The sequence below is a fragment of the Microbacterium sp. MYb54 genome (genome assembly GCF_002979515.1).
Taxonomy (GTDB): Bacteria; Actinomycetota; Actinomycetes; order Actinomycetales; family Microbacteriaceae; genus Microbacterium.
This window is the reverse complement of sequence record NZ_PCPA01000005.1, coordinates 22,966-46,785: the sequence shown is the minus strand read 5'-3', so window position 1 is coordinate 46,785 and position 23,820 is coordinate 22,966. Positions and strand designations below refer to the sequence as shown.

Sequence of the window (23,820 nt, the reverse complement as noted above, 5' to 3'; positions counted from 1 at the left end):
TGGAAGCCATGATCCGAGAGTTCGCCACCGGCATCAGCACCCTGCTGCGGGGGTTCGGGCTGTGGCGCACACGGCCGGGGCTCATGGTGCTCGGGCTGATCCCGGCGATCATCGCGCTCCTCGTGCTCGCTGCGGCCCTCATTCCGCTGGTGATCGGGATGCCGTCGGTCTCGGCCTGGCTCACCCCTTTCGCCGAGGGATGGGGCGAGCCGTGGCGGGGTCTGCTGCGCACCGCGGTGGGCCTCGTGGTGGTGGCCGCAGCGCTCGCCCTGGCCAGCGTCGTCTTCAGTGCGTTGACCTTGACCATCGGCGACCCGTTCTACCAGCGCATCTGGCACGCGGTCGAGGTCGACCTCGGTGAGGCACCGCCTGCCGACGGCGGCAGCTTCTGGACGACTCTCGGCGAGGGGCTGCGACTTGTGATGCTCGGCATCCTGATCGCGATCGTGGTCCTGCTGATCGGACTCATTCCGCTCGTCGGCGGCTTCCTCGGCCCGGTCTTCGGCGTCATCCTGACCGGTCGTCTGCTCGCACGCGAGCTCACCGGACGCGCCTTCGATGCGCGCGAGCTCACTCCGGCCGATCGCGCCGCACTGTTCTCGGGCAGTCGCGCACGAGTACTCGGCTTCGGTGTCGCCACCCAGCTCTGCTTCCTGGTCCCCGGCGGTGCCGTCGCGATCATGCCGGTCGCCGTCGCCGGGAGCACGATGCTCGCACGCGACCTGATCGCGCGCACCCCCGTGACGCCTGTGTCCGTGCCCGCAACGCCTCCGCCGACCGCGACCACTGCGCCGTCCGCCCCTGCCCCGAGGCTCCCCGATGCCAGAGGGTGACACCGTCTTCCGCACGGCGCGGCGCCTCGACGAGGCCCTGGCCGGCGCAGAGGTCACCCGCTTCGACCTTCGGGTCCCACGTTTCGCGACGCTCGATCTGACCGGGCAGCAGGTGCACGCCGTGGTCGCACGCGGCAAGCATCTGCTCCTGCGCGTCGGCGAGAGCACTGTCCATTCGCATCTGCGCATGGACGGCGCCTGGTTCGTGTATCGGCCCGGCGAGAAGTGGCGGCATCCGGCCTTCAAGGTGCGCGCGATCGTCGGCACGGCGCATCGCGAAGCCGTCGGCGTCGACATCGCCGAGCTCGAGGTCGTGCCCACCCGCGACGAGGATCAGCTGGTCGGCTACCTGGGCCCCGATCCGCTCGCCGAAGACTGGGATGCGGCCGAGGCTGTGCGACGACTCGGGGCCGATACGCGCAGCATCCACGTCGCCCTCCTCGACCAGCGCAACGTCGCGGGGTTCGGCAACGAGTACGCGGCAGAACTCCTGTTCCTGCGCGGAATCCTGCCCACGACGCCGACGCCAGAGGTCGATGTTCCCGCTCTTCTCGGGCTCGGCGTCCGCACGATCCGCGCCAACCGCGACCGCCCGGACCGCACTTTCACCGGCGTCAATCGACCGGGACAGACCACCTGGGTCTACGGCCGTGCCGGGCGCCCGTGCCGGCGCTGCGGCACCCTCATCAGACGCGGAGAGCAGGGCGCGGATCCGACCCGCGAACGCGTCACGTTCTGGTGTCCGTCCTGCCAGCGGTGACCACATCCATCCGCGGGAATGAATCCGCCCCGACCGTGGTTGTTGATATATCCGGAGAACACCGGAGCACGGGAGGAATCGTGGGCAAGAACTACGTCGACATCGAGAACGATCAGGGCGCGACGCTGCGGTACCGCAAGCACGCGAACGGTCGAGGTCTCGTCGCGCATGGCGCGAAGGTGCATCCGAAGGCGCACATCGAAGCGGGTGCCTATATCGAACCGGGCGCACGCGTCGGCGCCGGGGCGACCATCGCCCGCGGCGCCTGGATCGATGAAGACGCCGTGATCGGCGAAGGCGCGTTCGTCGACGCGCACGCGCACATCGGCCACGGCGCCGCGATCGGCGATCACGCCTACGTCGGAGTCCGCACCGATATCGGGCCCGGAGCACGAATCGTGCGCGGTGCCAGGATCGGCGACGACGAGACGGTCGCCGCGGGTCTCACCATCGCCACGGACCAGAAGGGCCTGTGGCTCGCGGCCTGACCGCAGGCCACCGCCCGATCACCCGGCCTGAGCGCCGAGCTACAGCAGGCGCCGCTCCGACGCCCATGCGGTGAGTTCATGGCGCGACGACAGCTGCAGCTTGCGCAGCACCGATGACACGTGCGTCTCGACCGTCTTGATCGAGATGAAGAGCTCCGACGCGACCTCCTTGTAGGCGTAGCCGCGGGCGATCAGGCGCATGACCTCCTGCTCGCGCGCCGACAGCCTGTCGAGCTCGTCGGTCGCCGTCGCGGTCTCTCCCGCCACTGCCCCGAATGCATCCAGCACGAACCCGGCGAGCCGAGGCGAGAACACCGCATCGCCGCCTGCCACAGCGTGCACGGCCTTGCTCACCTCGATGCCCGACGAGCCCTTGGTGATGTATCCCCTGGCACCGGCGCGGATCACCCGCACGACATCTGCCGCCGCATCCGACACACTCAGCGCGAGGAACCGTGCCGCGGTGGGCGCCGAGCCGCGGATCACGGCCTCGCCCCCGGCCGCATCGTCTCCGCTCCCCCCTGGCAGGTGCACATCGAGCAGCACCACGTCGGGTTGGGTCTGACCGATCACGGTGATCGCCGATGGCACGTCGTCGGCCTCGCCCACGACGTCGACGCTCGCATCGAGGTCGGCGCGCAGGCCTGAGCGGAAGATCGAGTGGTCGTCGACGATCACGACGCGGATGATGTCAGCCACGGTTCTCCTCCCGCGAGGGTGTGGGTCGAGACGCGGGCCGGTCGTGGTGCGCGCCCGTCGTGATGCTGAGGTGGACCTCGGTGCCGCTCTCGTCGCTGCGGACGGCTCCTGCCCCGCCGGCACGACGCATCCGGCCGATGATCGATTCCCGCACGCCGAGCCGGTCGCTCGGCACGTCGTCGAGCAGGAAGCCGGCGCCCCGGTCGCGGATGAAGACGTCGACGCCCGTCGTGCTCCCCTCGATGTACACCGAGATCTCGCCGCCCGCATGCCGGGCCGCGTTCAAGATCGCTTCCCTGGCCGCTGCCGCGAGCTCCCCGCTGGCACGCTCGGTGGAGAGTCCAGCGGATACGACCTCGATGCGCACCGGATAGTCGAGCTCGAGCGCCCCCGCGTAGTCGCGCAGATCTGTCGGGAGGTCGCTGTCGGCTGGGGCATCGCCGTCGTACAGCCAGGCGCGCAACTCACGCTCCTGCGCCCTCGCGAGCCGTGCGGCCTCGCTGGACGCTCCGGCCCTGTTCTGGATCAGCGCGAGCGTCTGCAGCACCGAGTCGTGCAGGTGGGCGGCCATCTGGCTGCGCTGCTCCTCGCGGATGCGGCGGGTGCGTTCCCCGGAGAGCTCTCGCCACCGCGGGATCAGCGTGGACGAGATCACGGCAGCCAGTCCGACGAGAGGGATCAGCACCAGCACGACCCCCGACGAGGCCACAGGCCATGCCAGCAGGATCACGAACAGCAGCGCGAGCAACAGGATCGCGAGGATCCGGATGCTCAGCGTGTGCCGGGGCCCGCGAGCGGTGTCGGTGCGATCGATGAGCGTCGCCCAGAGCCCTGCGCCGGTCGCGAACGCCACCGTGCCGCCCACGACGAAGGCGGCGAGGTCGGGCGGGATCGTCCCGGTCAGCCAGTCACTGCCCCCACGCCAGACGAGGACGACGAGCATCCCGACCGCGGCCGGAACGAGGAGCAGCCAGGCGACCGGCATCCGCCTCGTCGGGGCGCTCTCGCCCTCCGCCAACGGCATGAACGTCCAGCACCAGGCATAAAGGAGGATGCCGGCGCCGCCGCACAGTGTCAGGGCGATGAACAGCGCCCGCACCAACGACACCCGCACGCCGAGATGGCGGGCGACCCCCGTGCTGACGCCGGCCACCAGGCACTCACGATCCCGGGTCAGGGGTGGGCGCGGCGGAGCAGCCACGCGCGGAGGTCGCGCAGGAGCGTGCGCCGAAGAGGACATGTCGCCAATCCAACCATCCGCACGGCCGCTCCGGGTCCTCCCCTGCTCAGAATCAGGGGCCACTCAGGGGTTCCCCCCATGGCAGGCCACCGCCCGTTGCCGCCAGGATCGAAGCATGACGATTCCGACTGCGCCACCACCCCCTGCCGACCACGCCGCTCCGGCCGTCGGCACCCCGGGCTCCGACATCCCTCGGGGCGCCGATCGGTTCCTCCTCTGGGTCGCCGGCCTCGGGGTCGCTCGGTCCGACGGCTGGCTCGGTGGAGTCGCCGCCGGCATCGCCGCGCGCCTGCGCATCGACCCGCTGATCGTGCGGGGCGTGCTCGTGGTCGCGGCGCTGTTCGGCCTGCCGGTGATCTTCCTGTACGCCGCGGCCTGGGCGCTGCTGCCCGATGTCGACGGACGCGTCCACGTCCGCGATCTGCTGCGGCACGACTACCAGCCCGTGCAGTGGGGCATCCTGGCGATGGCCGTCATCGGACTGTTCCCCACCGCTCCACTGGCCGGTCGCCTCTTCGGACTCGGCTACGACGGCTGGTCGACGCTGTCTCTCATCAGCTGGATCGTCGGGATCGCCCTCGTCGCCGCCCTGCTGTTCCTGATCGTGCGTGCTGCCAGCCGCACCCCGGGTGCTTCCGCGCCTGATCTGCCGATGGCTTCCGCAGATCAGGCGGCCCCGGCCGCGTCCGCTCCCCTCGACGGTTCGGGTACCGCCGAGGGGACGGGCGCCACTCTCACGAACGAGGCGCCTGCCGGTGTCGACACCGTGATGACCGCGCCGACAGCACCTGCTGCCCTGGCCTCCGATGCGGCCGTCTCCGCCGCCCCTCCCGCCCCTCCGGCTCCGCTCGCCCCCGGCACGCAGGACCCGGCCGCGCTCGAGGCCTGGCGCGCTCAGCACGCCGCCTGGAAGGAACAGGATCAGGCATGGCGGCGCCAGCAGCAGGATGTCGAACGGGCTGCCCGTGACCAGCTGCGTCGCGAGCGTCAGGCCGAGGCCGCGGTGTTCGCCGCAGAGGCAGCCGAGCGCCGTCGCATCCGCCGGGCATCGAACCCGCGGGCGGGCTTCGCGTTCGCCGCGACCATGATCGGTCTCGCCATCATCACGGGCGCCGCCGTCGGGCTCGCCACGGGCGGCGCGGCACTCGGCGGAGCACTGGGGCTGCTCGCCGCCGCCCTCATCCTGGCGCTCGGGATGATCGTCGCCGGGGCCTTCCGCCGCCGCAGCGGCTTCCTCGCCTTCGTCACCGTGCTCACGCTGGTGGGCGGTCTCGTGGCCGGCGCGTTCTCTGCCTTCCCCGGAGTCACGCTCGGCTACGCCTCGATCGGCAACAACGCACCAGCCCATGTCCGTCAGCCGTTCGGAGACGTGTTCCTCACGCTGAACCCGCACGACGACGGCCCCCGGAAGATCGTCGTCGACAAGGGATCCGGAAACACGTTCGTCTACGTCCAACCTGGAGTGGAGCTCGATCTGCGGGCCACCGTCGATACGGCCACCGTGTCGTGGACGCGGCAGGACGAGGAGACGGGCCAGACCGTCGACAGCGGCGTATGGCCCGTGAGTGAACGCGACGGCGACTCGTCCGTGGCGGTGAAGATCGCCGCGGAGAACGCCTCGACCACCACCGTCCAGCCCGTCACCATCCACCAGACCAGCGGCGAGATCGCCGTCGTCATCATCGAGCCCGTGAAGGAAGACCAGTGATGAGCACGCCGACGATCACCGAGACCACCAGCCCGCCCCGCACCCGCTGGGGCGCCATCATCTGGGGCCTTCTGTTCGCCGCGATCGCGGCGACCGCACTCTGGATGCTCGCCGACGACGACCGCCGAGACGCGGTCGCAGACGGACTCGTAGCCTTGACGCCGACCACGATCGTCACGATCCTCCTGCTGACGGTGGGCGTGCTGCTTCTCGTGGGCGGCGCTGCGGGCCTCATCCGCCGAGCGCAGCGGAAGCTCGCGGCCACCACGTCTGCGCCTGGCCCCGAGATCCCGGACCCGCTCGCCGAGTAGCCTTGTCCCATGGCGAATCAGGGACGACGGCCCGCGAAGGGCGCAAGCAGGGGCACGCCTGTGCGCCGGAACAAGGCCGCCCCCGCCGAGCGGTTCCCTCCGCAGAAGCCGAAGAAGCCGACGACCAAGGTCGTCTTCGACGCTCCTCAGCCCGAATCCGATGAACCCCGCACCTTCCGGCTGGGCGCCGTGCCGGGGGCGACACCCGGCAAGTGGATCGATGCGTGGAAGCAGCGGATGCCACGAGTGCCGCTCGAGCTCGTTCCGATCGAGGCCGCTACCCAGCGTGCCGCGCTCGACGGGGTCGACGCGGCGCTGGTGCGTCTGCCACTCACCGACGATTCTCTGCACATCATCCCTCTGTACGACGAGCTCCCCGTCGTCGTCGCCGCGGTCGATTCGCACCTGATGGCGGCCGCTGAGCTCGCCGGCTCCGACCTCGAGGGCGAAGTCGTGATCGGCCTGACCGACGATGTGCTCGGCCCGCTCGAGCTGCCGGGTACCTCTCCGGCGCGGTTCGCCGCACTCCCGACGAATGAGGCGATCGTGACCGCCGCGTCCGGTGTCGGCATCGTGATCGTGCCGATGTCGCTGGCGCGGATGCATCACCGCAAAGACGCCGACCACCGCGTGCTCGCCGACGGGCCGGTATCGACCGTCGCCCTGGTCTGGCCGCGCGAGCGCACGACGCCCGACGTCGAGACGTTCGTCGGCATCGTCCGCGGCCGTACGACCAACTCCTCGCGGTGACCGCGTCGGAAGGCCCCCGCGCGATCGTTAGAATCTCCTGATGGCCTCGCTTCTCTACGTCTGCGTCCGGCCCGAGACCGGGGCGGCGGATGCCGAGCACGCCTCGTTCCGTCGGGCGCTGGGCGTCGACGTGGTCGACCGGCTCGATCTGCTCCAGACGCCCCTGCACATCGAACGCCTGCGGGGATACCGCGGGGTCGTGGTCGGCGGCTCGCCCTTCAACGTCTCCGACCCGGTGAAGTCGGCAGAGCAGCTGCGCGTCGAAGCCGACCTCCGGACGCTCGCCGATGCGGCGATGGCGGCCGAGATCGCCGTGTTCTTCACCTGCTTCAGCATCGGGGTGGTCACCCGCATGCTCGGCGGCGAGGTCGTGACCGACACCCCTGAGCCGGCGAGCGCCACCGTGATCGACACGACCGCAGAGGGCGCGGCCGACCCCGTGTTCGGGCCCAGCGGCTCCGCCCTGACGGTGTTCACGGCGCACAAGGAGAGCTCGGCGAGCACGCCGCCCGGCGCCGTACTGCTGGCGACCAACGCGGCCTGCCCGGTGCAGGCCTACCGTGTGGGCACGCACCTGTACGCTGCACAGTTCCACCCCGAGCCCACCCCGCGCGACTTCGCCGACCGGATGACGTTCTATCGCACCACCGGCTACTTCGACCCGGACGAGTTCGACGCGGTGCAGCAGCAGGTGCTCGCAGCATCCGTCACCGAGGGCGCGGCGCTCCTGCGCCGGTTCGCCGAGACGTTCGCCTGAGTCAGCGAGCCTGAGTCAGCGAGCCGGAGTTAGCGAGCCGGAGTCAGCGAGCCGGAGTCAGCTCGCTGCCGCGTCGCGCAGCAGTGTCACACGCTCGCGCAGGTATGCCTCCAGCGGCATGAAACCGCCGGCCGCGCTCCAGCGCACGGACGGCACCCCGTCGATCAGGGCGAGCGGACCGGATGAGCCGCCGGCATCCACGGCGTCCACATCGATCACGCTCCATCCGACGTGCACCACATCGCCCTCGTCGAAGCCACCACGCAGCGCCTCCGCGCGACGCTCGGCACGTTCCCTGGCCGACTCGGCCGTGTAGCCGCGGCGTCCGGGGTCGGCCGCCCGCAGCACTTCGGCGGTCGCCAGCGCATGCGTGTCGGTCAGCAGCAGAACGCCCAGGTGCCAGGCCTCGCCGACCCGCACGATACGACGCCCGCGCCAGCGGGAGTCGCGTTGCTCGCCGAGTCCTTCCTTCGAGACAGCGGCGAGATCCTGAACGGCCTGAGTGAGGAGCGCGGATGCGGTCGTCACAGCTCCCCCTGCACAGCTTCGCCGGCACGCGCGGGCCCGACGACTTCGGCACGATCTCCGCGCAGCGTCATACCGATCAGGGGGTACAGCAGCACCGACAGCATGCCGGCGCCGACCAGTGCGGCCGCGGTGCCGGTGTCGAGCATGTCCTGGTCCACGCCGATCGCGGTGACCGCGACGATGATCGGCAGGCCGGTCGCGGCGAGCAGACCGAGCGCCGTCCGGTCGCGGATGCTCATCCCCGCCGGCGCCGAGAGCTGTGCGGCCGATCCGCGGATCACGAGCAGCGCGATCAGGAAGATGGGGACGAGGGCCAGGGCGCCCGACGAGGTGAGCAGCGCCTGAAGGTCGAAGGTGACGCCGGTGTAGAGGAAGAAGATCGGCACCAGGAACCCGAAAGCGATCGCCTCGATCTTGCTCTCGACCTGCTCCGCCGACTCCTTCGGCGCCCGCGCCATGATGATGCGCCAGACCGCGCCCGCGACGAAGGCGCCGAGCAGCATGTCGAGGTCGAGCATCACGCTGAGCCCGACGAGCGCTGCGATGAGCAGGATCACGAAGCGCACCCCGAACTGGTCGGACGTGTGCAATGTGGCGAGGACGATGCGGTGCAGTCGGCCGTGAGGTACCCGATGCGCCAGCAGGACCGCGAGCCCTGCCAGCACCACGAAGGTCAGCAGGATCGCTGTGGCGAGCGGGGTCGTGCGGGTGCTGAGGAAGATCGAGATCGCGATCAGGGGCAGGAACTCCCCGACCGCGCCGATCGCGCTGATCGCGCGGCCGAAGGGCGTGTCCAGCTCGCGGGCGTCGCGCAGGATCGGCATCAGCGTGCCCAGAGCGGTCGAACTGAGCGCGATGCCGATCACGACCATTCCCTCGCCGGGGGCGAAGAAGAAGCCGAGGCCGATGCCCAGCACGACGCTGAGGAGCCAGCCGAGCGATGCCCGTGCGAGCGGCTTGCCCGCCACCATCTTGAAGTCGATCTCGGTGCCGGCGACGAAGAACAGCAGTGCCAGTCCGAAGTCGCTGAGCTTCTCCAGCAGCGGGCCGGGCTCCACCCAGCCGAGCACTGCCGGACCGACGAGGATGCCGAGCACGAGCTCGAACACCACGATCGGCACCCGCACCACGGGGCGCACACCGCGCGCGAGCAGCGGCGCGGCAACAGCCAGCAGGGGGATCAGCACCAGGCCGAGGTCGCTCGCATCCATGCTCTCAGGGTAGGTGAGAGCGCAGCCGCGCGGTTGCAGGGCACCGGGTGATCTTCTGCGATTCGCCCGCTCGGCGCATCCACGGCAGAATCGATGCACACCCTCGAGGAGCCCCCATGTCTCAGCCCGATACCGCCCGCCTGCTCATCGCCTGCGACGACCAGCCCGGCATCGTCGCCGCCGTTGCCGGCGTGCTCGCCCAGCACGGGGCGAACATCATCTCCCTCGACCAGCACTCGACCGACTCCGAGAACGGACGCTTCTTCCAGCGCACCGTGATCCACCTCGACGGGCTTTCGGCGGCCCGCCCCGCCCTCGAGGCCGACATCGCGACGGTCGCCGAGCGCTTCGGCATGGAGTGGTCTCTGCACGACGTCGCGCGGCGCAAGCGGGTCGCGATCTTCGTCTCGAAGTACGACCACTGCCTGATGGAACTGCTCTGGCGCACGCAGCGCGGGCAGCTCGACATCGACATCACGATGGTCGTCTCCAACCACCCCGACCTGGCCGAGGCCGTCCGCTCGTTCGGCGTGCCCTTCGTGCACATCCCCTCCGGCGACAAGACGGTGATGGAGGAGCGTCAGCTCGACCTGTTGCGTGGCAACGTCGACCTGGTCGTGCTCGCCCGCTACATGCAGATCCTCACCGACGACTTCATCACCCGGCTCGATGCACCGGTGATCAACATCCACCACTCCTTCCTGCCCGCGTTCATCGGCGCCAACCCGTATGCGCGCGCCAAGGATCGCGGCGTCAAGCTGATCGGCGCGACCGCGCACTACGCGACGGCCGACCTCGACGAGGGACCGATCATCGAGCAGGACGTCACCCGCGTGACCCACTCCGACTCGGCGGCCCAGCTGCAGAGCCGTGGCGCCGACGTCGAGCGTCAGGTGCTCGCCCGCGCAGTGCAGTGGCACGCCGAGGACCGCGTGATCGTGCACGGCAAGTCCACCGTCATCCTCTAGCCCGCCCCGTCTGGCTCCGGACCGCACCCCCGCCCGCAGTGTCGGGCCCGTCCGCCGCCCGTCTGGCTCCGGGCCCGTCCGCCGCCCGTCTGACTCCGGGCCGTGCCTGCGCCCGTCTGACTCCGGGCCGCGCCTCCGCCCGTCTGACTCCGGGCCGCGCCTCCGCGCCGGTCCGCACTCTCCGCTCCGGTCCGCACCCTCCGCTCCGGTCGCAGTTCCCGTCGCTTCGAAGGCGGTCAGTGCGGCAGGAAGTGCGACCGGAACGCCGCCGCGCGACCGGAACGCAGCCGTGCGGCAGGAATGCAGCGGGGACGTACCGGGTCAGGCGCGGACGCTGAGGATGTCGACCGCGAGCCCGTGGGAAGCAGCGGCGAGGCGTCTGTCATTCGTCCACAGCTCGGTGCAGCCGGCGATCTGAGCTGCAGCGAGGTGCACGGCGTCAGGCGTTTTCAACCCGAAGTCGGCGCGCAGCTCGGCCGAGCGGACGAAGACCGCAGCATCCAGGTCCACCTCCTCGATCCGTTCGAACATCGCGAGATAGCGGTCTCGCAACTCGGAATTGCGTTCGCGCAAAGGGCCGACCAGACATTCGTGAAGAGCAAGCGGACTCGATGCCACCGCTCCGTCGACCTCTCGGAGCGCGTCTCGGACTGCGATACCCCGGGGCCCCTCGTCTTCGATCGCGTAGATCAGGATGCAGGAATCCAGATAGATCATTCCCAGGAGTCCCGGCTTTCGGCGATCTGGGCATCGAGTTCGGCGGCGGAGCGAGAGAGGCGCCGAGGCAGCGGGTCCTGCTCGATCCACTCCACGAGGAGCCGTCCGCTGCGCACCAGGTCGACCGGCCCGATCGGCACGAGCTTCGCCACCGGCTTCCCGCGCTTGGTGATGACGACGTCTTCGCCCGCCTGCGAGTCCGCGATCAGCCGCGACAGACTGTTGCGCGCCTCGAGAACGTTGTGACTGCTCATCTGGCAATCCTAGCCATCTAGCTGGCTAGGTACAAGAGACCGGAACACCCACACCCACCCCGCTCCCCCTGCTGTCACGCCACCGCTCCCGTCCGCACCCTCCGCTCCGGTCGCACCCTTCGTTCCGGTCGCAGTTCCTGTCGTCTCGAGGCCGTCAGGTGCGGCAGGAAGTGCGACCGGAACGAAGCTGAGCGACGCGGAGTGCGACCGGAACACAGCCGAGCGGCCGGAACGCGGCCCTACAGCAGGAAGTGCGACCGGAACGCAGCCGAGCCAGCGTCAGGGAGCTGCCGGAACCCCCGCCACCAGCTCCGCGAACACCTCGGCGGCGGTGTCGAACTTCACGAGCGGGGCGGCCTGACCCATCCACAGCGACTGCAGCTCGCCGAGGTTCTGCTCACCGGCCGCGATACGGAAGCGTCCGGTGAGCCAGTTCTGCATCGGGAACTGAGCGATCGTGCCGCTCGCCTCGATCGCACGCATCGCACGGTTGCGCGCACCACGGGCCAACCGTCCACTCATCGCGCGCGTGAGCACGGTCTCGTCCGCGGCGGTCGCGCGGATGGCGTCGCGGTGCGCCTGGTTCGTCGCCGACTCCGAGGTCGCGAGGAACGCCGTCCCGACCTGCACGCCTGCAGCCCCCAGTGCGAATGCCGCGGCCACACCCCGCCGGTCGGCGATGCCTCCGGCCGCGATCACGGGCACGCCGACCGCATCCACGACCTGTGGGACCAGGGCGAACGTCCCGACGAGCGACTCCTCGGCAGGGCGAAGGAAGGACACGCGGTGCCCCGCGGCCTCGGCTCCGGTGGCGACGATGGCATCCACACCTGCCCCGTCGAGCGCCACAGCCTCGGCCACCGTGGTCGCCGTGCCGACGATCCGGATGCCGCGACGGTGAGCCTCGTCGACCACGGCGGCAGACGGCACCCCGAACACCACGCTGAGCACAGCGGGCTCGATATCCCAGATCGCCTCCAGCTGCTCATCGAGCGACGGGATGTACCGCTCCGGGCGGGCGGGCACGTCGACGCCGACCGCCTCGTAGAACGGCTGCAAGGCCTGCGCGAAGATCATGTGCTGCGGGTTCGGCTCGACCTCGTCACCGGTGGGGAGCCAGATGTTCAGCGCGTACGGGCGATCGGTCAGGGTGCGCAGCTCGGCGCCGGTCGCACGGATGCGGTCGCCGTCGTAGCCGTAGAGCCCGAACGAGCCCAGCCCGCCCGCGTCGTTGACCGCGGCGGTGAGGGTGGTCGAGGAGAGCCCACCGAACGGGCCGAGGATGATCGGATGCTCGATCCCGAGTAGGGCGCGAAGGTCACTCATACTTCGACGTTACGCCCGCCGCGTACCTCCGGGGCCGACCGTGACCGACTGACTCGCAGACCCCGGTGATACCCTCGCTACAGACGGGAGCGCGCACATGAGCGAGTGGTTCGGGCAGATGCTGAGCTTCGTCGCGACCGCGCTCGGACTCGTCTCGATGCCTGATGCTGCGGCCCTCGGTCTCGCGATCGCGCTGCTCGCCGTGACAGCCCTCACGCTCGCCCTCGTGCTGAGCGTGCGCCCCGGAGCCACCGCAGACGCCCCGCATCCGTTTCGGGCCATCGATGTCGGCACCCTTCTCACGCAGAGCGATCCTGATGCCGCCGGCCATCCGCGTCCGCGAGCGCCGGGAGTCGCGACCGCCGCGTAGTCCGTTCACACGACGGGATCACGCGGCCTTCGCCGACCCTTCCCGATGCCACGAACGGACACTTCCATGGACCCCTTTGCCTTCCCCCCACTCGCCGCCCTCCTCGATGCCGCCTACGGCGCCCTGACCGGGCTCTCCGACCTCCTCACCCCCATCGCCGGCGCCTCGGCCGCCGCCCTCGCCGTCGTGCTCGTCACCCTGCTGGTGCGGGCGCTGCTCATCCCCGTCGGCATCTCGCAGGCCAAGGCCGAACAGACCAGGGCACGCCTCGCCCCCAGACTGCGCGAGCTGCAGCGACGCCACAAGAAGAACCCCGAGCGCCTGCAGAAGGAGACGATGGCGCTGTACAAGGCCGAGAACACCTCGCCGTTCGCCGGGATGCTTCCGGTGCTGGCGCAGGCCCCGGTCGTCGGCATCCTCTACACACTGTTCCTCCGCCCCGAGATCGCCGGGCACCCGAACGAGCTGCTCGCGCACGACCTGTTCGGCGCCCCGCTGGGCACGAGCCTGGTCTCGGCGCTGTTCGGGGGCACGGCCACCCCGGCGACGTTCCTCGTCTTCGGAGTGCTGCTTGCGGTGATGATCGCAGTCGCCGAGGTCACCCGCCGGGTGTTCCGCCCGACGCCGGTCGATGCCGGCGACTCTCCGATGAGCTCCCCCGCCATGTTGCGCGTGGTCTCGGCGATGCACTACCTGACAGCGGTGTTCGCGGCGTTCGTGCCGCTCGCCGCGGCGCTGTACCTCACGGTCACAGTCGTGTGGACGCTCGTGCAGCGGGTCATTCTGCGTCGGCGGTTCCCGCTGCCGGCCCCGGTGGTCAGTCGGGCAGCGGTATCGGGGCGGTGAAGGGTCCGGAGTGGCCGCCGTCTCGGCGGTCCCTCCGCACCCCGAGCGTGGTCCCGACGCTCGCGGCGATCACGAGTGCGATGGCCAGCAGCCGCAGCGGCGTCGCATCCTGCCCGAGGATCAGCCATCCGGCGAGGGTCGCGAACGCGGGCTCGAGGCTCAGCAGCACACCGAACACGCGCTGCGGCAGGCGGCGGAGCGCCGCGAGCTCGAAGCTGTACGGGATCACCGACGACAGCACAGCGGTGATGGCCGCGAGGAGCAGCAGCTGCGGGTCCATGGCGACCGTCGAGGCTGCCGGGATGCCGACCGGGATGAGCAGTACCGCGGCGACGAGGAGTCCCATCGCCAGACCGCTGCTGCCGGGGATGAGCGCACCCACGCGTGCGCTCATCCGGATATACATGACCCAGAAGCCGGCCGCGATCAGGATGAACACGACTCCGAGCGGGTCGAGCGGCTCGGCGCCGATCAGGCCGTCGATGCCCAACACCACCATGCCGAGGAGGGCGACGCCGACCCACGCGAAGTCCCCGAGCCGGCGGGTGAGCACTGCGGCGAGCACGAGCGGACCGAGGAACTCGATCGCAACGGCCGGCCCCAGCGGGATGCGGTCGATCGCGGCGTAGAAGAAGCCGTTCATGGCAGCCAGTGAGACACCGAAGAGCACGGCGGCGAGCCACTGCGGGCGGGTCCACTTCCGCGGTTTCGGCCGCACGATGACGACCAGGAGGATCGCGGCGATCGCGACGCGCAGCGATGTCACGCCCCAGGGCCCGAGCACCGGGAACAGCTGGGCTGCGACCGCGGCGCCGAACGGCAGCGAGAGGCAGGAGCCGATGACGAGCGCGACCCCCACGAGGGGACTGGACGCGGCGGGCTTCTGCACCACACAAGCTTAGGCGGCGGCACCCTTCCGGCGCCGCCGCCCGCGCTCGGATCAGAGGGCCTTGCCGCCCGTGACAGCGATGACCGATCCGGAGGTGTACGAGGACTCGGTCGACGCCAGATACACGTACGCGCCCGCGAGTTCCGCCGGCTGTCCCGCGCGTCCGAGCGGAGTGTCGGCGCCGAACATCGCCAGGCGTTCCGCGTCCCACCCCGTCGCGGGGATCAAGGGCGTCCAGATCGGGCCGGGAGCGACGGCGTTGACGCGGATTCCCCGAGGCCCTGCCTCTTCGGCGAGCGCCTTCACGAACGCCACCTGAGCAGCCTTCGTCATGGCGTAGTCGATCAGCCCGGGCGAGGGGTTGTAGGCCTGGATGGATGCCGTCACGATGATGCTCGCTCCGGGCTCGAGGTCGGGATACGCCGCGCGGGCGGAGAACAGCAGGCCCGCCAGGTTCGTGTCGAACACCCGGCGCATCCGGTCGGTCTCCAGGTTCTCGAAGCCGTCGATGTCGTGCTGGTACCCGGCGTTGAGGACCAGCACGTCGAGTCCGCCCAGTTCACTCCGCGTGCCCGCCACGATCTCGGTCGCGAACGCCTCGTCCCGCAGATCGCCGGCGAAGCCCACACCCGTGCGGCCCGTCTCGCGGACCAGGGCGAGCGTGTCCTCGGCATCATCTTGTTCTTCGGGCAGGTGCGCGATCGCGACATCGGCGCCCTCGCGCGCGAAGGCGATCGCGACGGCTCGACCGATCCCGGAATCACCGCCCGTGATGAGCGCACGACGCCCTTCCAGGCAACCGTGGCCGATGTAGGTCCGTTCGCCGTGGTCCGGTTCGGGTCGGGTCTCGTCCGTCAGCCCCGGCTGATCCTGGTGCTGTGCGGGGAAGCCCTCTTCGCGATGCGCGTGCCGGGGGTCGGTGGTGTCGTCGGTCATACCGGTCCTCCTGATCTCGTCGAACGTGTCGTCCTGAGAACCACACTCTCCGATGCCCTCACCTTCCGGCAGGGGGTTGACAGGCCGCGTCGTCGGACGGGTGCCGTCGTCACCCACACGCAAGACGAGACCCACCGGCGGATGCGCGTCCGCGGGTGGGTCTCGATGACGTCGATGGGGGCTCGATGTGAGCCCGGTACGTCAGAGCGGCGGGGTGACCGGAACCTCTCCGACGCCGGGCTCGTCGCCGGCCTCGGCGGGCTCGGGAACGAGGTAGAGACCGCTCGGAGCATTCGCCGTGAACGCGAGCGCCTCGATCCAGGCCCGGTTGATGGAGGGCTGGCGACTGCCGAAGTACTTGAAGACGAGGGAGCTGCCGGGCTGGATCCACACGGTGGTGCGTCCGCCGCCCACACTCGCGTCTTCACGCCAGCTGAACGGGAAGGGCTCTCCGCGTCGCAGCTTCGCGGTGATGACGAGCTGCAGATGGGTGAGGGCGCGGTCCTCGATCTCGGTCTTCACGCCGCCTTCGTAGACGAACTTTCCCATTGGTGGTGCTCCTTGGTCGCTGCCTGGCCGAGACGACGGCTTCGGTCCATTCTCGCGCACTCCGCCGCCGGAAACCGCCTCTCACCGTGCGGGGGTGCCCGTTGGCGAATCGACGTGCCGAAGTCAACCCCCTCGGCGAGAGATCGACCGGAGCCTAGCCTCGATTCCACTCGAACGCGAGAAGGGCAGTGCCATGAACGACAGACACATCGATGACCGTCCCGACGAGGGCTACACGCCGACGACGACGCACGCCCAATGGGGCGCAGGCAACCCCCGATTGCGCATCTCCAGAGACGACGAACGCACCGAGTTCGCCCTTGTCGACGACGTGGTGCTGATCGGTTCGGCCGACGGCAACGAGCTGCGGCTCGCCGACACCGACCCGGTGCACGCCACGATCACGCATGACGACCGCGACGAGTATGTGCTGACCCTGCACGGCGAAGGCGAGACGAACGCGAGCCTCGGAGTGGATGCGACTCACGCGGACGAGAACTCCGAGACGCTCCGCACGGGCGCGCACTTCACCGCGGGGCCGTGGGCTCTGGTGTTCGCCCGGGACGAGTTCGCCGACCACGGACGACCTTTTGGAGGCCGCGCCGGCGGCGAGTACTCCGACCAGCCGTTGCAGCCTCCTCGGCCGGACTATGACGAGGGAGAAGAACGATGACCACCACCCGCGACCTCATGACGCCGAGTCCGCGCTGCATCGGGGTGAACGACTCGCTGCGCATCGCTGCTTCCGTGATGGCGGATCTGGACGTCGGTGCCCTGCCGATCTGCGGCGAGGACAGCAAGTTGAAGGGCATGCTCACCGACCGTGACATCGTCGTCGGCGCGATCGCCCTCGGGATGGACCCGGAGACGACTCCGGCGCAGGCGCTGGCCAAGGGGAAGCCCGTCACGGTGGATGCGGACGACGACATCCGCGTCGCCCTCGACCGGATGCAGGAGAACCAGGTGCGGCGCCTGCCCGTGATCGCCGACCGTCGACTGGTCGGCATCGTCAGCCAGGCCGACATCGCCCGCTCGCTGTCGGCGGAGACGACCGGGAAGACCGTGGAGAGCATCTCGCAGTGACCCGCGATGCCGCAGGTGGTCACTGCCCGGGAACGAGTCCGATCCGCAGCGGTGCGCCGGGAGCCGCGGCCTCGACGAGCGCCGCATCGATCTCGAAGAGTCCACGCACCGCGCCGACCGCGTCCGCGAACGGGTAGGCGCGTCCGCGTCCCGCCAGGAACGCGACGGCCTCGGCCAGCTCCGCCCCGGTGTAGTTGTGGATGCCGGCTATCGTGACCAACCGTCGCACGATGCTCTCGGCATCGAACGGCACCGGGTCGGCCGGGAACACGCTTCCGACGAGGACGACCGTGCCTCCGACGGTGACGCCTGAGAGCGCATCGCTCACCGCATGCCCCGACGCCTCGATCACCACGTCGGGCTCACGGTCGAGGCTCGTCGCACCGAATCGCGCTGCGAGAGCCCGCCGATCCGGATTGGGGTCGAGCACCTCCACCGTCGCTCCCTGCTCGGCGGCGATGGCTGCGGCGGAGAGCCCGACCAGTCCGGCCCCGTGGATCCGCACGGCCGCCCCGTCGAGATCGCGGTCCTTCGCGGCCCTGGCCACCGCGGCCCAGGCTGTCGCCGTCGCACACGATGCGGGGGCGAGCACGGCGGCAGGGAGCGCCTCGGGCACGCGCACGATGGCAGTCCCCTCCCTCAGCTGCACGTGGCTCGCGAAAGCTCCGGTGAGGTCGCCGTGCGCCCCGACCCGGTCGTGCCCGTACTTCCCCAGGTCGCGGCACTTCTGCGGCATCCCCTGCAGGCAGCGGTCGCAGCTCGCGCACGACACCGTGACCGACCAGACCACCCGGTCGCCGATGCGCAACGGGGTGCCGTCGACCGTGTGCGCCCCGGTGTCGCCGGTCGCGATGACCCGTCCGACGCTCTCGTGGCCGAGCACCAGAGGTGTCGGAGCGGATCGGCGACCCTGCACCGTGTGCACGTCCGAGCCGCAGATGGTCGACATCTCGACTGCCACGAGCACGTCGCCGTCGGCGAGCGCGACCCCCGGCACGGCGATCGTCTCGTGTGCGTGCCCTTCGCCGACCCAGACCATCGCGGTCGCCGCCGGGCGCAGCGCGACGTCCCTCCGATGACCGGGCGGACGGATCAGCAGCGTTCCCATGTCGAGATCTCTCAGGAGGTGGTGATGAGCGGGAGCAGTTCGCGCTGGACGAGCGCGCCGCGCAAGGCTGTGACATCGCTCAGCACGGCATCCGCCCCTGCGGCGCTCAGCGCCGGACGATCGTGCGCGCCGGTCAGCACACCCGCGACGAAGCCGGCACCGGCTCGACGCCCCGACTCGACATCGCTCACCGTGTCTCCAGCCACCGCGACCGCCTGCACCGACGAGGCCTGGGTGCGCAGCAGCGCCGCGAGCACGAGGTCGGGCGCGGGGCGTCCGCGACCGGCATCGACCGGCGACAGCGCGAGGTCGATCAGGTCCTGCCAGCCGAGGCCGTCGATCAGGGCGTCACGGGTGACCGGGGCGAAGCCGGTGGTGAGCACGACCTTCAGCCCGGAATCCTTCAGCCCCTGGATCGCGTCGGCGGCACCGGGGATCTCGGAGACACCCTGCTCCGCGACGATCTCGGCGTAGGCGCCCTCGAAGGCGGCCGTCGCGCGCTGGGCTGCGGGAACGTCTCCGCCGGAGAGGTGCGTGAAGACATCGATCTTCGACTGCCCCATGGTCACGCGCACGTGGTCGAGCGCCTCGTCCCACGGCATCCGATCCGCGACGCCGGTGCGCTCGGCGGCGCGCTGGAATGCCTGCTCGACGACGCCGTCGTCGAGCACTGTGGTTCCCGCCATGTCGAGGATGACGAGTTCGAGAGGAGTGGTCATGATGTTCCTTCCATTGCTGCCGCCCACCCGAAGGCGGCGGCGAGATTCTCTTCGGCAAGACCCAGGCCCGTGGTCATCCCGATGCCGGTCGTCGCGGCGAGCACCAGGACGCCGTCGTCACCCCGATCGATCAGGAACTCCTGCTGCCCCTTCGCATACACGCCCTGCCAGCGCTCGATCACCCGGGGCGCCGGTGCATCGAACAGCGCCTCCGCCTCGGTGAAGAACGCGGTGAACGCGGCTTCGGGCTGGAACGGCACCGGGGCGACAGCGGTGGAGTGCGAGTCACCGATGATGAGGGTCCCGTCGGGGAGCTGCGTGTACATCTGGTTGAGGTCGATCGCAGCGAGGTCGGGACGCTCGGCGTGCAGGCGTTCCCGCAGCGCGTTGGCCTCCGCCCCATCGGAGAATCTTCCGTAGCGCACGAGCGACCAGCCGGTGAGCAGCGGTGCGGCGAGCGGATGCCGGAACGACACGGCCGCCCGCATCATGTCGAGCGCGCAGCGGACGATCCCGTGCCGTTCGGCGACCTCGGGCAGAAGCTGGTCGATGTCGTGATTCACCGCGACGACCACGTTCTGGCAGCTGATGGAACCGCGGGTGGTCTCCACCTGGCCTGCTCCGACCGCGGTCACGGCGGTGCGGAATCGGAAGTCGACACCCATCCCCGCCAGGTACCGCACGATCGCGTCGGCGGCCGTGCGCGGATCGGTCTGCAGGTCGCTCTCGATGTGCGCGCCGCCCACGAGACCCTCGGCGCGCAACGGCGCGAGGCGCAGGAGTTCGGTGGCCTCCAGCATCCGGATCCCGCCATCGCGGGACGCGGCTTCCAGTACGGCGATCTCATCGTCGTGCCGGGCGGCGACCAGCGTTCCCGATTCGCGCAGCCAGAAGCCCGCATCCTGCGAGAGGCGCAGCCAGAGTTCGCGAGAGATGTCGGCGTAGCGACGGGCTTCTCCACCCTGGGCACCGATGCAGAGGTGCCCGAAGTTGCGGATCGTGGCGCCGACCGGCGAGTCGGTACGGTCGACGACGATCACGCGCAGCCCGCGCCGGACCGCAGCATATGCTGCGCCGAGGCCGACGATCCCTGAGCCGACGACGACCACGTCTGCCGTGTCGTGAGCGCGATTCATCGGAACACCTTCCGCATCCACATGGCGAGCCCTTCGACCACGAGCACGGTGGCGAGGATCATCAGCACGATCGCCGTCACGGTCTCGTAGCGCGAGCCCTGGCTGGCGTTGAGCAGGTAGTACCCGACGCCACCGCCGCCGACGATGCCGAGGATCGTCGCCGCGCGGATGTTCGTGTCGAGCATGTAGAAGCTGTGGCCGATGAGCGCCTGCATGCCCTGCGGCACGGTGGCCGAGGTGTAGGTCTGCAGACGAGTCGCGCCCACCGCACGCAGTGCGCGCTCCGGTCCGCGGTCCACCTCTTCGAACGAGTCGGCGATGAGCTTTCCGAGCAGTCCGATCCCGCCGATCGCGAGGGCGATGACACCGGCCTGCGCACCGAGACCCGTGATGACCACGAGCACGATCGCGAGGATCAGCTCCGGGATGCCACGGATGCCGACGAGCAGGAGTCGTGCGGTCCCTCGTGCACCCGAGCTCGGAGCGACGTTGCGGGCCGCGAGCGAGCCGAGCAGCAGCGACGGGAGCAGGGTGAGCACGGTGGCGGCGAGAGCGATCGCGACGGTCTCGCGCATCGCCTGGAACATGGCGCTCGCGTCGTAGTTGCCGAACGAGGGCGGCCAGAACTTCGCCGCGACCTCGGGCAGCTTCGCCCAGAAGGTGATGAGGTCCATCCAGTTGATCTGGCTGACCACGATGCTGCCGACCACCACGAGCACGGCGATGACACCGGCGATGGTGTGACGCACGCGCTGCGCGGTCCAGGGGCGGCGCACGGCCGTCTGCGGGTTCGCTGCCCAGGCGGGGCGACCGACGGGTGCCGCGGCGGCGTTCGCTCCGAGGCGCGGATGCAGAATCCTGTCGATCCACGAGCGCGTGTGCTTCTGTTCCCCCAGCATCGCGCCGCGGACCATGCTGGAGACGATCTCCATCGCGACGCAGAGGATGAAGATCACCAGTGCGATGCCGAGGCCCTTGCCGTAGTTGAGCGACTTGAACGCGTAAGACATCTCGAGGCCGAGGCCGGCGACGCCGACGTAGCCGAGCACGACGCTGCCGCGCAGGTTGATGTCGTTGCGGTGCAGCACGGTGGCCACCCAGCTCGGCAGCACCTGCGGCAGGATGCCGGATGCGAACTCCTGCATCTTCGAGCCGCCGGCGGCGCGGATGGCGAGGCGGGGACCTTCGTCGATCTGCTCGATCGCGTCGGCGAACATCTTCGAGATCATGCCGATCGAGTGGATGCCGATGGCGAGGATGCCGGGAAGCGTGCCGAGCGAGAACATCAGGACGAACGCCATCGCGAGGACGACGTCGGGGAGCGCCCGGGTGAGCACTCCGATGAACCGTGCGGCGGCTCGCCATCCGTTCCCCGGAGTGGTGTTGGAGGCTGCGAGGTAGGCGATCGGCACCGACAGCACGGCGGCGAGCAGCGTGCCCACGAGCACGAGTCCCACGGTGAGGGCGATCAGCCAGGCGAGGTCGCCGGGGGCCGGGAAGGTGAGGCCGCCCACGCGGGCCATGAAGTTCTCGGCATTGCCCCAGCTCTGCACCATCGCCGGGATCGAGATGTCGACGTCACGCACGGCGAGGATGCCGAGCACCACGAGGGCGACGAGCGTGAGCGATGCCGCGATCCGCTCGGGAGAGATCGGGCGCTTCGGAGCGCGCTCGGCGACCGTGCGCCCGCCGCTCTGGGGCACCGGGCCACCGCCGCGGGTCGCGGAGTCGGTCGCGGAATCGAGGGCCGTCATGATGCGGCCACCTGCGCAGCCACCTCCACGAGCTCTTCGGCCACGGCACGGATCTCGGCGGTCGTCGTGGCGACGCGGCCGTAGATCTCCATGACCTCGGCCTTGGTGAGGTCGCCGGTCGGGGTGTCCAGCACCACTTCGCCGTGGCGCAGGCCGACGATGCGGTCGGCCCACGAGATCGCGAGGTCGACCTGGTGCAGGCTGCACACGACGGTGAGGCCCTCGTCGGCGGCGATCTCGCGGATCAGCGCCATGACCTGTTCGCTCGACTCGGGGTCGAGCGAGGCGACCGGCTCGTCGGCGAGGAGGATCGCGGGCTTCTGCATGAGAGCACGGGCGATGGCCACACGCTGCTGCTGTCCGCCCGAGAGGGTGTCGCTGCGCTGGTAGGCGCGATCGAGCAGGCCGACGCGGTCGAGGTGCTCGAGGGCGGTGAGCTTCGATGCCCGCGAATAGCCCCAGAGCCCGAGACGCGGTCCGCGCACTCCGGACAGCGAACCGGTGAGCACGTTCTCGAGCACAGTGAGGGAGGGGACGAGCTCGAACTGCTGGAAGATGAAGCCCACGCGGCTGCGCAGGTCGCGCAGGGCCCTGCCCTTCAGCGACGGGACCTGCGAGCCGAGCACCTCCACGGAGCCTGCGGTGGGGATCTCGAGGCCGTCGAGGTGGCGCAGCAGGGTCGACTTCCCGGAGCCTGAGAGGCCGAGGAGCACGACGATCTCGCCGCGGGAGACCTCGAGCGAGGCGTTCTTCAGCGCGGTGGTCGTCCCGAAGGTCTTCGTCACGCCGTCGAGGCGGATGAGGGCGTCGGATGCCGAGGCGGTCATGTCGTAGCTCCTGTGGTGTCGTGGGTCTTGCGGTGGTGCCCTCCGTCTCGCCCGCCTGAGGCGGACGAGACGGAGGGCGCCGGGTGAGGCGAAGGGATCAGGCCGGGCTCAGGCCTGGCACTGCTCCGCTTCGGTCTCCTTGCAGATGTCGCGGATCAGGTCGTAGTACGCGTCGTCGACCGGCTTCGTGGCGTAGAACACGCTGCGGAAGGCGTCGGTGTCGGCGCCGTCGATGCCCGCGGCGATGATGTCGTCGATCGTGATCTCGGAGAGGCCGTCGATGAGCTTCTTCGAGACGTCGTCAGGGAGCGTCGACGAGTAGACCAGCGGCGCGCCGGGGACCATCGTCTCGTCGATGACCTTGACCTTGTCCGACTTCTCGACCTCGGAGTCCTCGGCGAAGCCCGCCTCGCACTCGACGCCCTCGCCGACCTTGGTGACGCTCACGTCGTGCTTGCCCGCGAAGACCGGCGTGATGTCGGTCTTGGGGTCGATGCCGGCCTTGAGCAGGTTGTACGACGGGAACAGGTAGCCCGAGGTCGAGGACGGGTCGACGAAGCAGACCTTCTTGCCCTTGAAGTCCTCGAGGCTCTTGATGTCGCTTCCCGCAGGGACGATCGCCTGCGAGAAGTAGCCGGGCTCCTGGCCCTCTTCCGTCACGATCGAGGAGATCGGGGTGAGCTTCGCGCCGTTGTTGGTGGCGGTGACGTAGGTGAAGCCGGAGAACGACGCGACGTCGACCTTGCCGGCGACGGCGGCTTCGATCAGGGCCGCGTAGTCGGTCGACTCGTGGTACTCGACCGTCTTGCCCGTGATCTCGGCGATGTAGTCCATGAGCGGCTGGTAGTTGGTCTCGGTGTCGACCGAGTCGGGAACGACGCCGAAGACGAGGGTGTTCTCGTCGACCGCGAACCCGCTCGCCGAGGACGAGTCGTCGGCGGCGGGGGTGCCGGCGGCGTCTGCGGAGCCGGAACAGGCAGCGAGGCCGAGTGCGAGGAGCGCGACGCCGGCGAGGGCGGGGAGAGCGCGAAGCTTCATGAGGACCTTTCAGGG

The 23,820-nt window shown here is 70.0% G+C and carries 28 protein-coding genes; 12 read left to right on the top strand and 16 right to left on the bottom strand.

Annotated elements, in window-relative coordinates; genetic code table 11:
- Nucleotides 1–8 precede the first annotated feature (8 nt).
- The 3 genes from CQ040_RS07210 to CQ040_RS07200 all read left to right on the top strand — a co-directional run bounded on the left by CQ040_RS07210 (nt 9) and on the right by CQ040_RS07200 (nt 2,081).
- On the top strand, nt 9–833 hold the full coding sequence (locus tag CQ040_RS07210) for an EI24 domain-containing protein (protein WP_105526292.1): 825 nt from the start codon (nt 9–11) through the stop codon (nt 831–833).
- Nucleotides 820–1,593, top strand: a complete 774-nt coding sequence (locus CQ040_RS07205; RefSeq protein WP_105526293.1) for a DNA-formamidopyrimidine glycosylase family protein — start codon at nt 820–822, stop codon at nt 1,591–1,593. The genes CQ040_RS07210 and CQ040_RS07205 overlap by 14 nt, the downstream gene beginning before the upstream one ends.
- A gap of 80 nt (nt 1,594–1,673) precedes the next feature.
- Nucleotides 1,674–2,081: a DapH/DapD/GlmU-related protein gene (locus CQ040_RS07200; RefSeq protein ID WP_028502548.1), complete on the top strand. Its 408-nt coding sequence runs from the start codon at nt 1,674–1,676 to the stop codon at nt 2,079–2,081.
- Nucleotides 2,082–2,120: 39 nt separating this feature from the next.
- Here CQ040_RS07200 and CQ040_RS07195 read toward each other — a convergent pair whose 3' ends face one another.
- Both CQ040_RS07195 and CQ040_RS07190 read right to left on the bottom strand, forming a co-directional pair.
- The gene (locus tag CQ040_RS07195) at nt 2,121–2,780 is read right to left on the bottom strand and encodes a response regulator transcription factor (RefSeq protein WP_105526294.1); all 660 of its coding nucleotides are present in this window, start codon (nt 2,778–2,780) and stop codon (nt 2,121–2,123) included.
- Entirely contained in the window at nt 2,773–3,981 is a 1,209-nt protein-coding gene (locus CQ040_RS07190; protein WP_258132747.1) for an ATP-binding protein, read from the bottom strand. The genes CQ040_RS07195 and CQ040_RS07190 overlap by 8 nt, the downstream gene beginning before the upstream one ends.
- 154 nt (nt 3,982–4,135) lie before the next feature.
- On the opposite strand from CQ040_RS07190, the gene CQ040_RS07185 reads away from it, so the two are divergent.
- From CQ040_RS07185 to CQ040_RS07170, 4 genes are read left to right on the top strand one after another with little or no spacing between them, the layout of a single operon-like run.
- Nucleotides 4,136–5,728, top strand: a complete 1,593-nt coding sequence (locus tag CQ040_RS07185) for a PspC domain-containing protein (RefSeq protein ID WP_181156807.1) — start codon at nt 4,136–4,138, stop codon at nt 5,726–5,728.
- Nucleotides 5,728–6,039 (top strand): hypothetical protein, encoded by a 312-nt coding sequence (locus CQ040_RS07180; RefSeq protein WP_105526296.1) that lies wholly within the window; start codon nt 5,728–5,730, stop codon nt 6,037–6,039. Before CQ040_RS07185 ends, CQ040_RS07180 begins: the two co-directional genes overlap by 1 nt.
- A gap of 9 nt (nt 6,040–6,048) precedes the next feature.
- Nucleotides 6,049–6,789 carry a substrate-binding domain-containing protein gene (locus CQ040_RS07175; RefSeq protein WP_258131242.1) on the top strand — a complete coding sequence of 247 codons (741 nt, stop codon included), beginning with the start codon at nt 6,049–6,051 and terminating at the stop codon, nt 6,787–6,789.
- A 40-nt stretch (nt 6,790–6,829) separates the two neighbouring features.
- Nucleotides 6,830–7,546: a GMP synthase gene (locus tag CQ040_RS07170; RefSeq protein ID WP_105526298.1), complete on the top strand. Its 717-nt coding sequence runs from the start codon at nt 6,830–6,832 to the stop codon at nt 7,544–7,546.
- A gap of 57 nt (nt 7,547–7,603) precedes the next feature.
- Here the strand turns inward: CQ040_RS07170 and CQ040_RS07165 are convergent, their stop codons facing one another.
- Nucleotides 7,604–8,074 carry a glutaminase gene (locus CQ040_RS07165; protein ID WP_105526299.1) on the bottom strand — a complete coding sequence of 157 codons (471 nt, stop codon included), beginning with the start codon at nt 8,072–8,074 and terminating at the stop codon, nt 7,604–7,606.
- Nucleotides 8,071–9,285, bottom strand: coding sequence for a cation:proton antiporter (locus CQ040_RS07160; RefSeq protein WP_105526300.1), 1,215 nt, complete (start codon nt 9,283–9,285; stop codon nt 8,071–8,073). Before CQ040_RS07160 ends, CQ040_RS07165 begins: the two co-directional genes overlap by 4 nt.
- Nucleotides 9,286–9,401: 116 nt before the next feature.
- Here CQ040_RS07160 and purU point away from each other — a divergent pair, with 116 nt between their 5' ends.
- Nucleotides 9,402–10,253: a formyltetrahydrofolate deformylase gene (gene purU / locus CQ040_RS07155; RefSeq protein ID WP_028502556.1), complete on the top strand. Its 852-nt coding sequence runs from the start codon at nt 9,402–9,404 to the stop codon at nt 10,251–10,253.
- 321 nt (nt 10,254–10,574) lie between these two features.
- On the opposite strand, the gene CQ040_RS07145 is transcribed toward purU, so the two are convergent.
- From CQ040_RS07145 to CQ040_RS07135, 3 genes are all read right to left on the bottom strand, one after another.
- Nucleotides 10,575–10,970, bottom strand: a complete 396-nt coding sequence (locus CQ040_RS07145; protein WP_105526302.1) for a type II toxin-antitoxin system VapC family toxin — start codon at nt 10,968–10,970, stop codon at nt 10,575–10,577.
- Nucleotides 10,967–11,224: a type II toxin-antitoxin system Phd/YefM family antitoxin gene (locus CQ040_RS07140; RefSeq protein ID WP_105526303.1), complete on the bottom strand. Its 258-nt coding sequence runs from the start codon at nt 11,222–11,224 to the stop codon at nt 10,967–10,969. The genes CQ040_RS07145 and CQ040_RS07140 overlap by 4 nt, the downstream gene beginning before the upstream one ends.
- A 279-nt stretch (nt 11,225–11,503) precedes the next feature.
- The gene (locus CQ040_RS07135; protein ID WP_105526304.1) at nt 11,504–12,550 is read right to left on the bottom strand and encodes a nitronate monooxygenase family protein; all 1,047 of its coding nucleotides are present in this window, start codon (nt 12,548–12,550) and stop codon (nt 11,504–11,506) included.
- Nucleotides 12,551–12,647: 97 nt separating this feature from the next.
- Between CQ040_RS07135 and CQ040_RS07130 the strand changes: the two genes are divergently transcribed.
- Nucleotides 12,648–12,920: a DUF6412 domain-containing protein gene (locus tag CQ040_RS07130; RefSeq protein WP_105526305.1), complete on the top strand. Its 273-nt coding sequence runs from the start codon at nt 12,648–12,650 to the stop codon at nt 12,918–12,920.
- 66 nt (nt 12,921–12,986) lie between these two features.
- Nucleotides 12,987–13,766 (top strand): membrane protein insertase YidC, encoded by a 780-nt coding sequence (locus tag CQ040_RS07125; protein ID WP_105526306.1) that lies wholly within the window; start codon nt 12,987–12,989, stop codon nt 13,764–13,766.
- Here the strand turns inward: CQ040_RS07125 and CQ040_RS07120 are convergent.
- From CQ040_RS07120 to CQ040_RS07110, 3 genes are all read right to left on the bottom strand, one after another.
- The gene (locus CQ040_RS07120; protein WP_105526346.1) at nt 13,738–14,655 is read right to left on the bottom strand and encodes a DMT family transporter; all 918 of its coding nucleotides are present in this window, start codon (nt 14,653–14,655) and stop codon (nt 13,738–13,740) included. The genes CQ040_RS07125 and CQ040_RS07120 overlap by 29 nt on opposite strands.
- A gap of 51 nt (nt 14,656–14,706) precedes the next feature.
- A complete protein-coding gene (locus tag CQ040_RS07115; RefSeq protein WP_105526347.1) occupies nt 14,707–15,591 on the bottom strand; it encodes an SDR family oxidoreductase in 885 nt (294 codons plus the stop codon).
- 201 nt (nt 15,592–15,792) lie between these two features.
- Complete coding sequence (locus CQ040_RS07110) at nt 15,793–16,140, bottom strand: ATP-dependent DNA ligase (RefSeq protein WP_105526307.1); 348 nt, start codon at nt 16,138–16,140, stop codon at nt 15,793–15,795.
- A gap of 193 nt (nt 16,141–16,333) precedes the next feature.
- On the opposite strand from CQ040_RS07110, the gene CQ040_RS07105 reads away from it, so the two are divergent.
- Both CQ040_RS07105 and CQ040_RS07100 read left to right on the top strand, forming a co-directional pair.
- A complete protein-coding gene (locus CQ040_RS07105; RefSeq protein WP_105526308.1) occupies nt 16,334–16,813 on the top strand; it encodes an FHA domain-containing protein in 480 nt (159 codons plus the stop codon).
- A complete protein-coding gene (locus CQ040_RS07100; protein WP_105526309.1) occupies nt 16,810–17,223 on the top strand; it encodes a CBS domain-containing protein in 414 nt (137 codons plus the stop codon). Before CQ040_RS07105 ends, CQ040_RS07100 begins: the two co-directional genes overlap by 4 nt.
- Before the next feature lie 19 nt (nt 17,224–17,242).
- On the opposite strand, the gene CQ040_RS07095 is transcribed toward CQ040_RS07100, so the two are convergent.
- The 6 genes from CQ040_RS07095 to CQ040_RS07070 form a co-directional block, all read right to left on the bottom strand.
- Entirely contained in the window at nt 17,243–18,331 is a 1,089-nt protein-coding gene (locus CQ040_RS07095) for an alcohol dehydrogenase catalytic domain-containing protein (protein ID WP_105526310.1), read from the bottom strand.
- A gap of 11 nt (nt 18,332–18,342) precedes the next feature.
- On the bottom strand, nt 18,343–19,050 hold the full coding sequence (locus CQ040_RS07090) for a phosphonatase-like hydrolase (protein ID WP_105526311.1): 708 nt from the start codon (nt 19,048–19,050) through the stop codon (nt 18,343–18,345).
- Entirely contained in the window at nt 19,047–20,186 is a 1,140-nt protein-coding gene (locus CQ040_RS07085; RefSeq protein ID WP_105526312.1) for a TIGR03364 family FAD-dependent oxidoreductase, read from the bottom strand. The genes CQ040_RS07090 and CQ040_RS07085 overlap by 4 nt, the downstream gene beginning before the upstream one ends.
- Nucleotides 20,183–21,940, bottom strand: coding sequence for a phosphonate ABC transporter, permease protein PhnE (gene phnE / locus CQ040_RS07080; RefSeq protein ID WP_105526313.1), 1,758 nt, complete (start codon nt 21,938–21,940; stop codon nt 20,183–20,185). Before phnE ends, CQ040_RS07085 begins: the two co-directional genes overlap by 4 nt.
- Nucleotides 21,937–22,767, bottom strand: coding sequence for a phosphonate ABC transporter ATP-binding protein (phnC, locus tag CQ040_RS07075; protein ID WP_105526314.1), 831 nt, complete (start codon nt 22,765–22,767; stop codon nt 21,937–21,939). Before phnC ends, phnE begins: the two co-directional genes overlap by 4 nt.
- 108 nt (nt 22,768–22,875) lie before the next feature.
- On the bottom strand, nt 22,876–23,805 hold the full coding sequence (locus CQ040_RS07070) for a phosphate/phosphite/phosphonate ABC transporter substrate-binding protein (protein WP_105526315.1): 930 nt from the start codon (nt 23,803–23,805) through the stop codon (nt 22,876–22,878).
- Between the last annotated feature and the right edge of the window lie 15 nt (nt 23,806–23,820).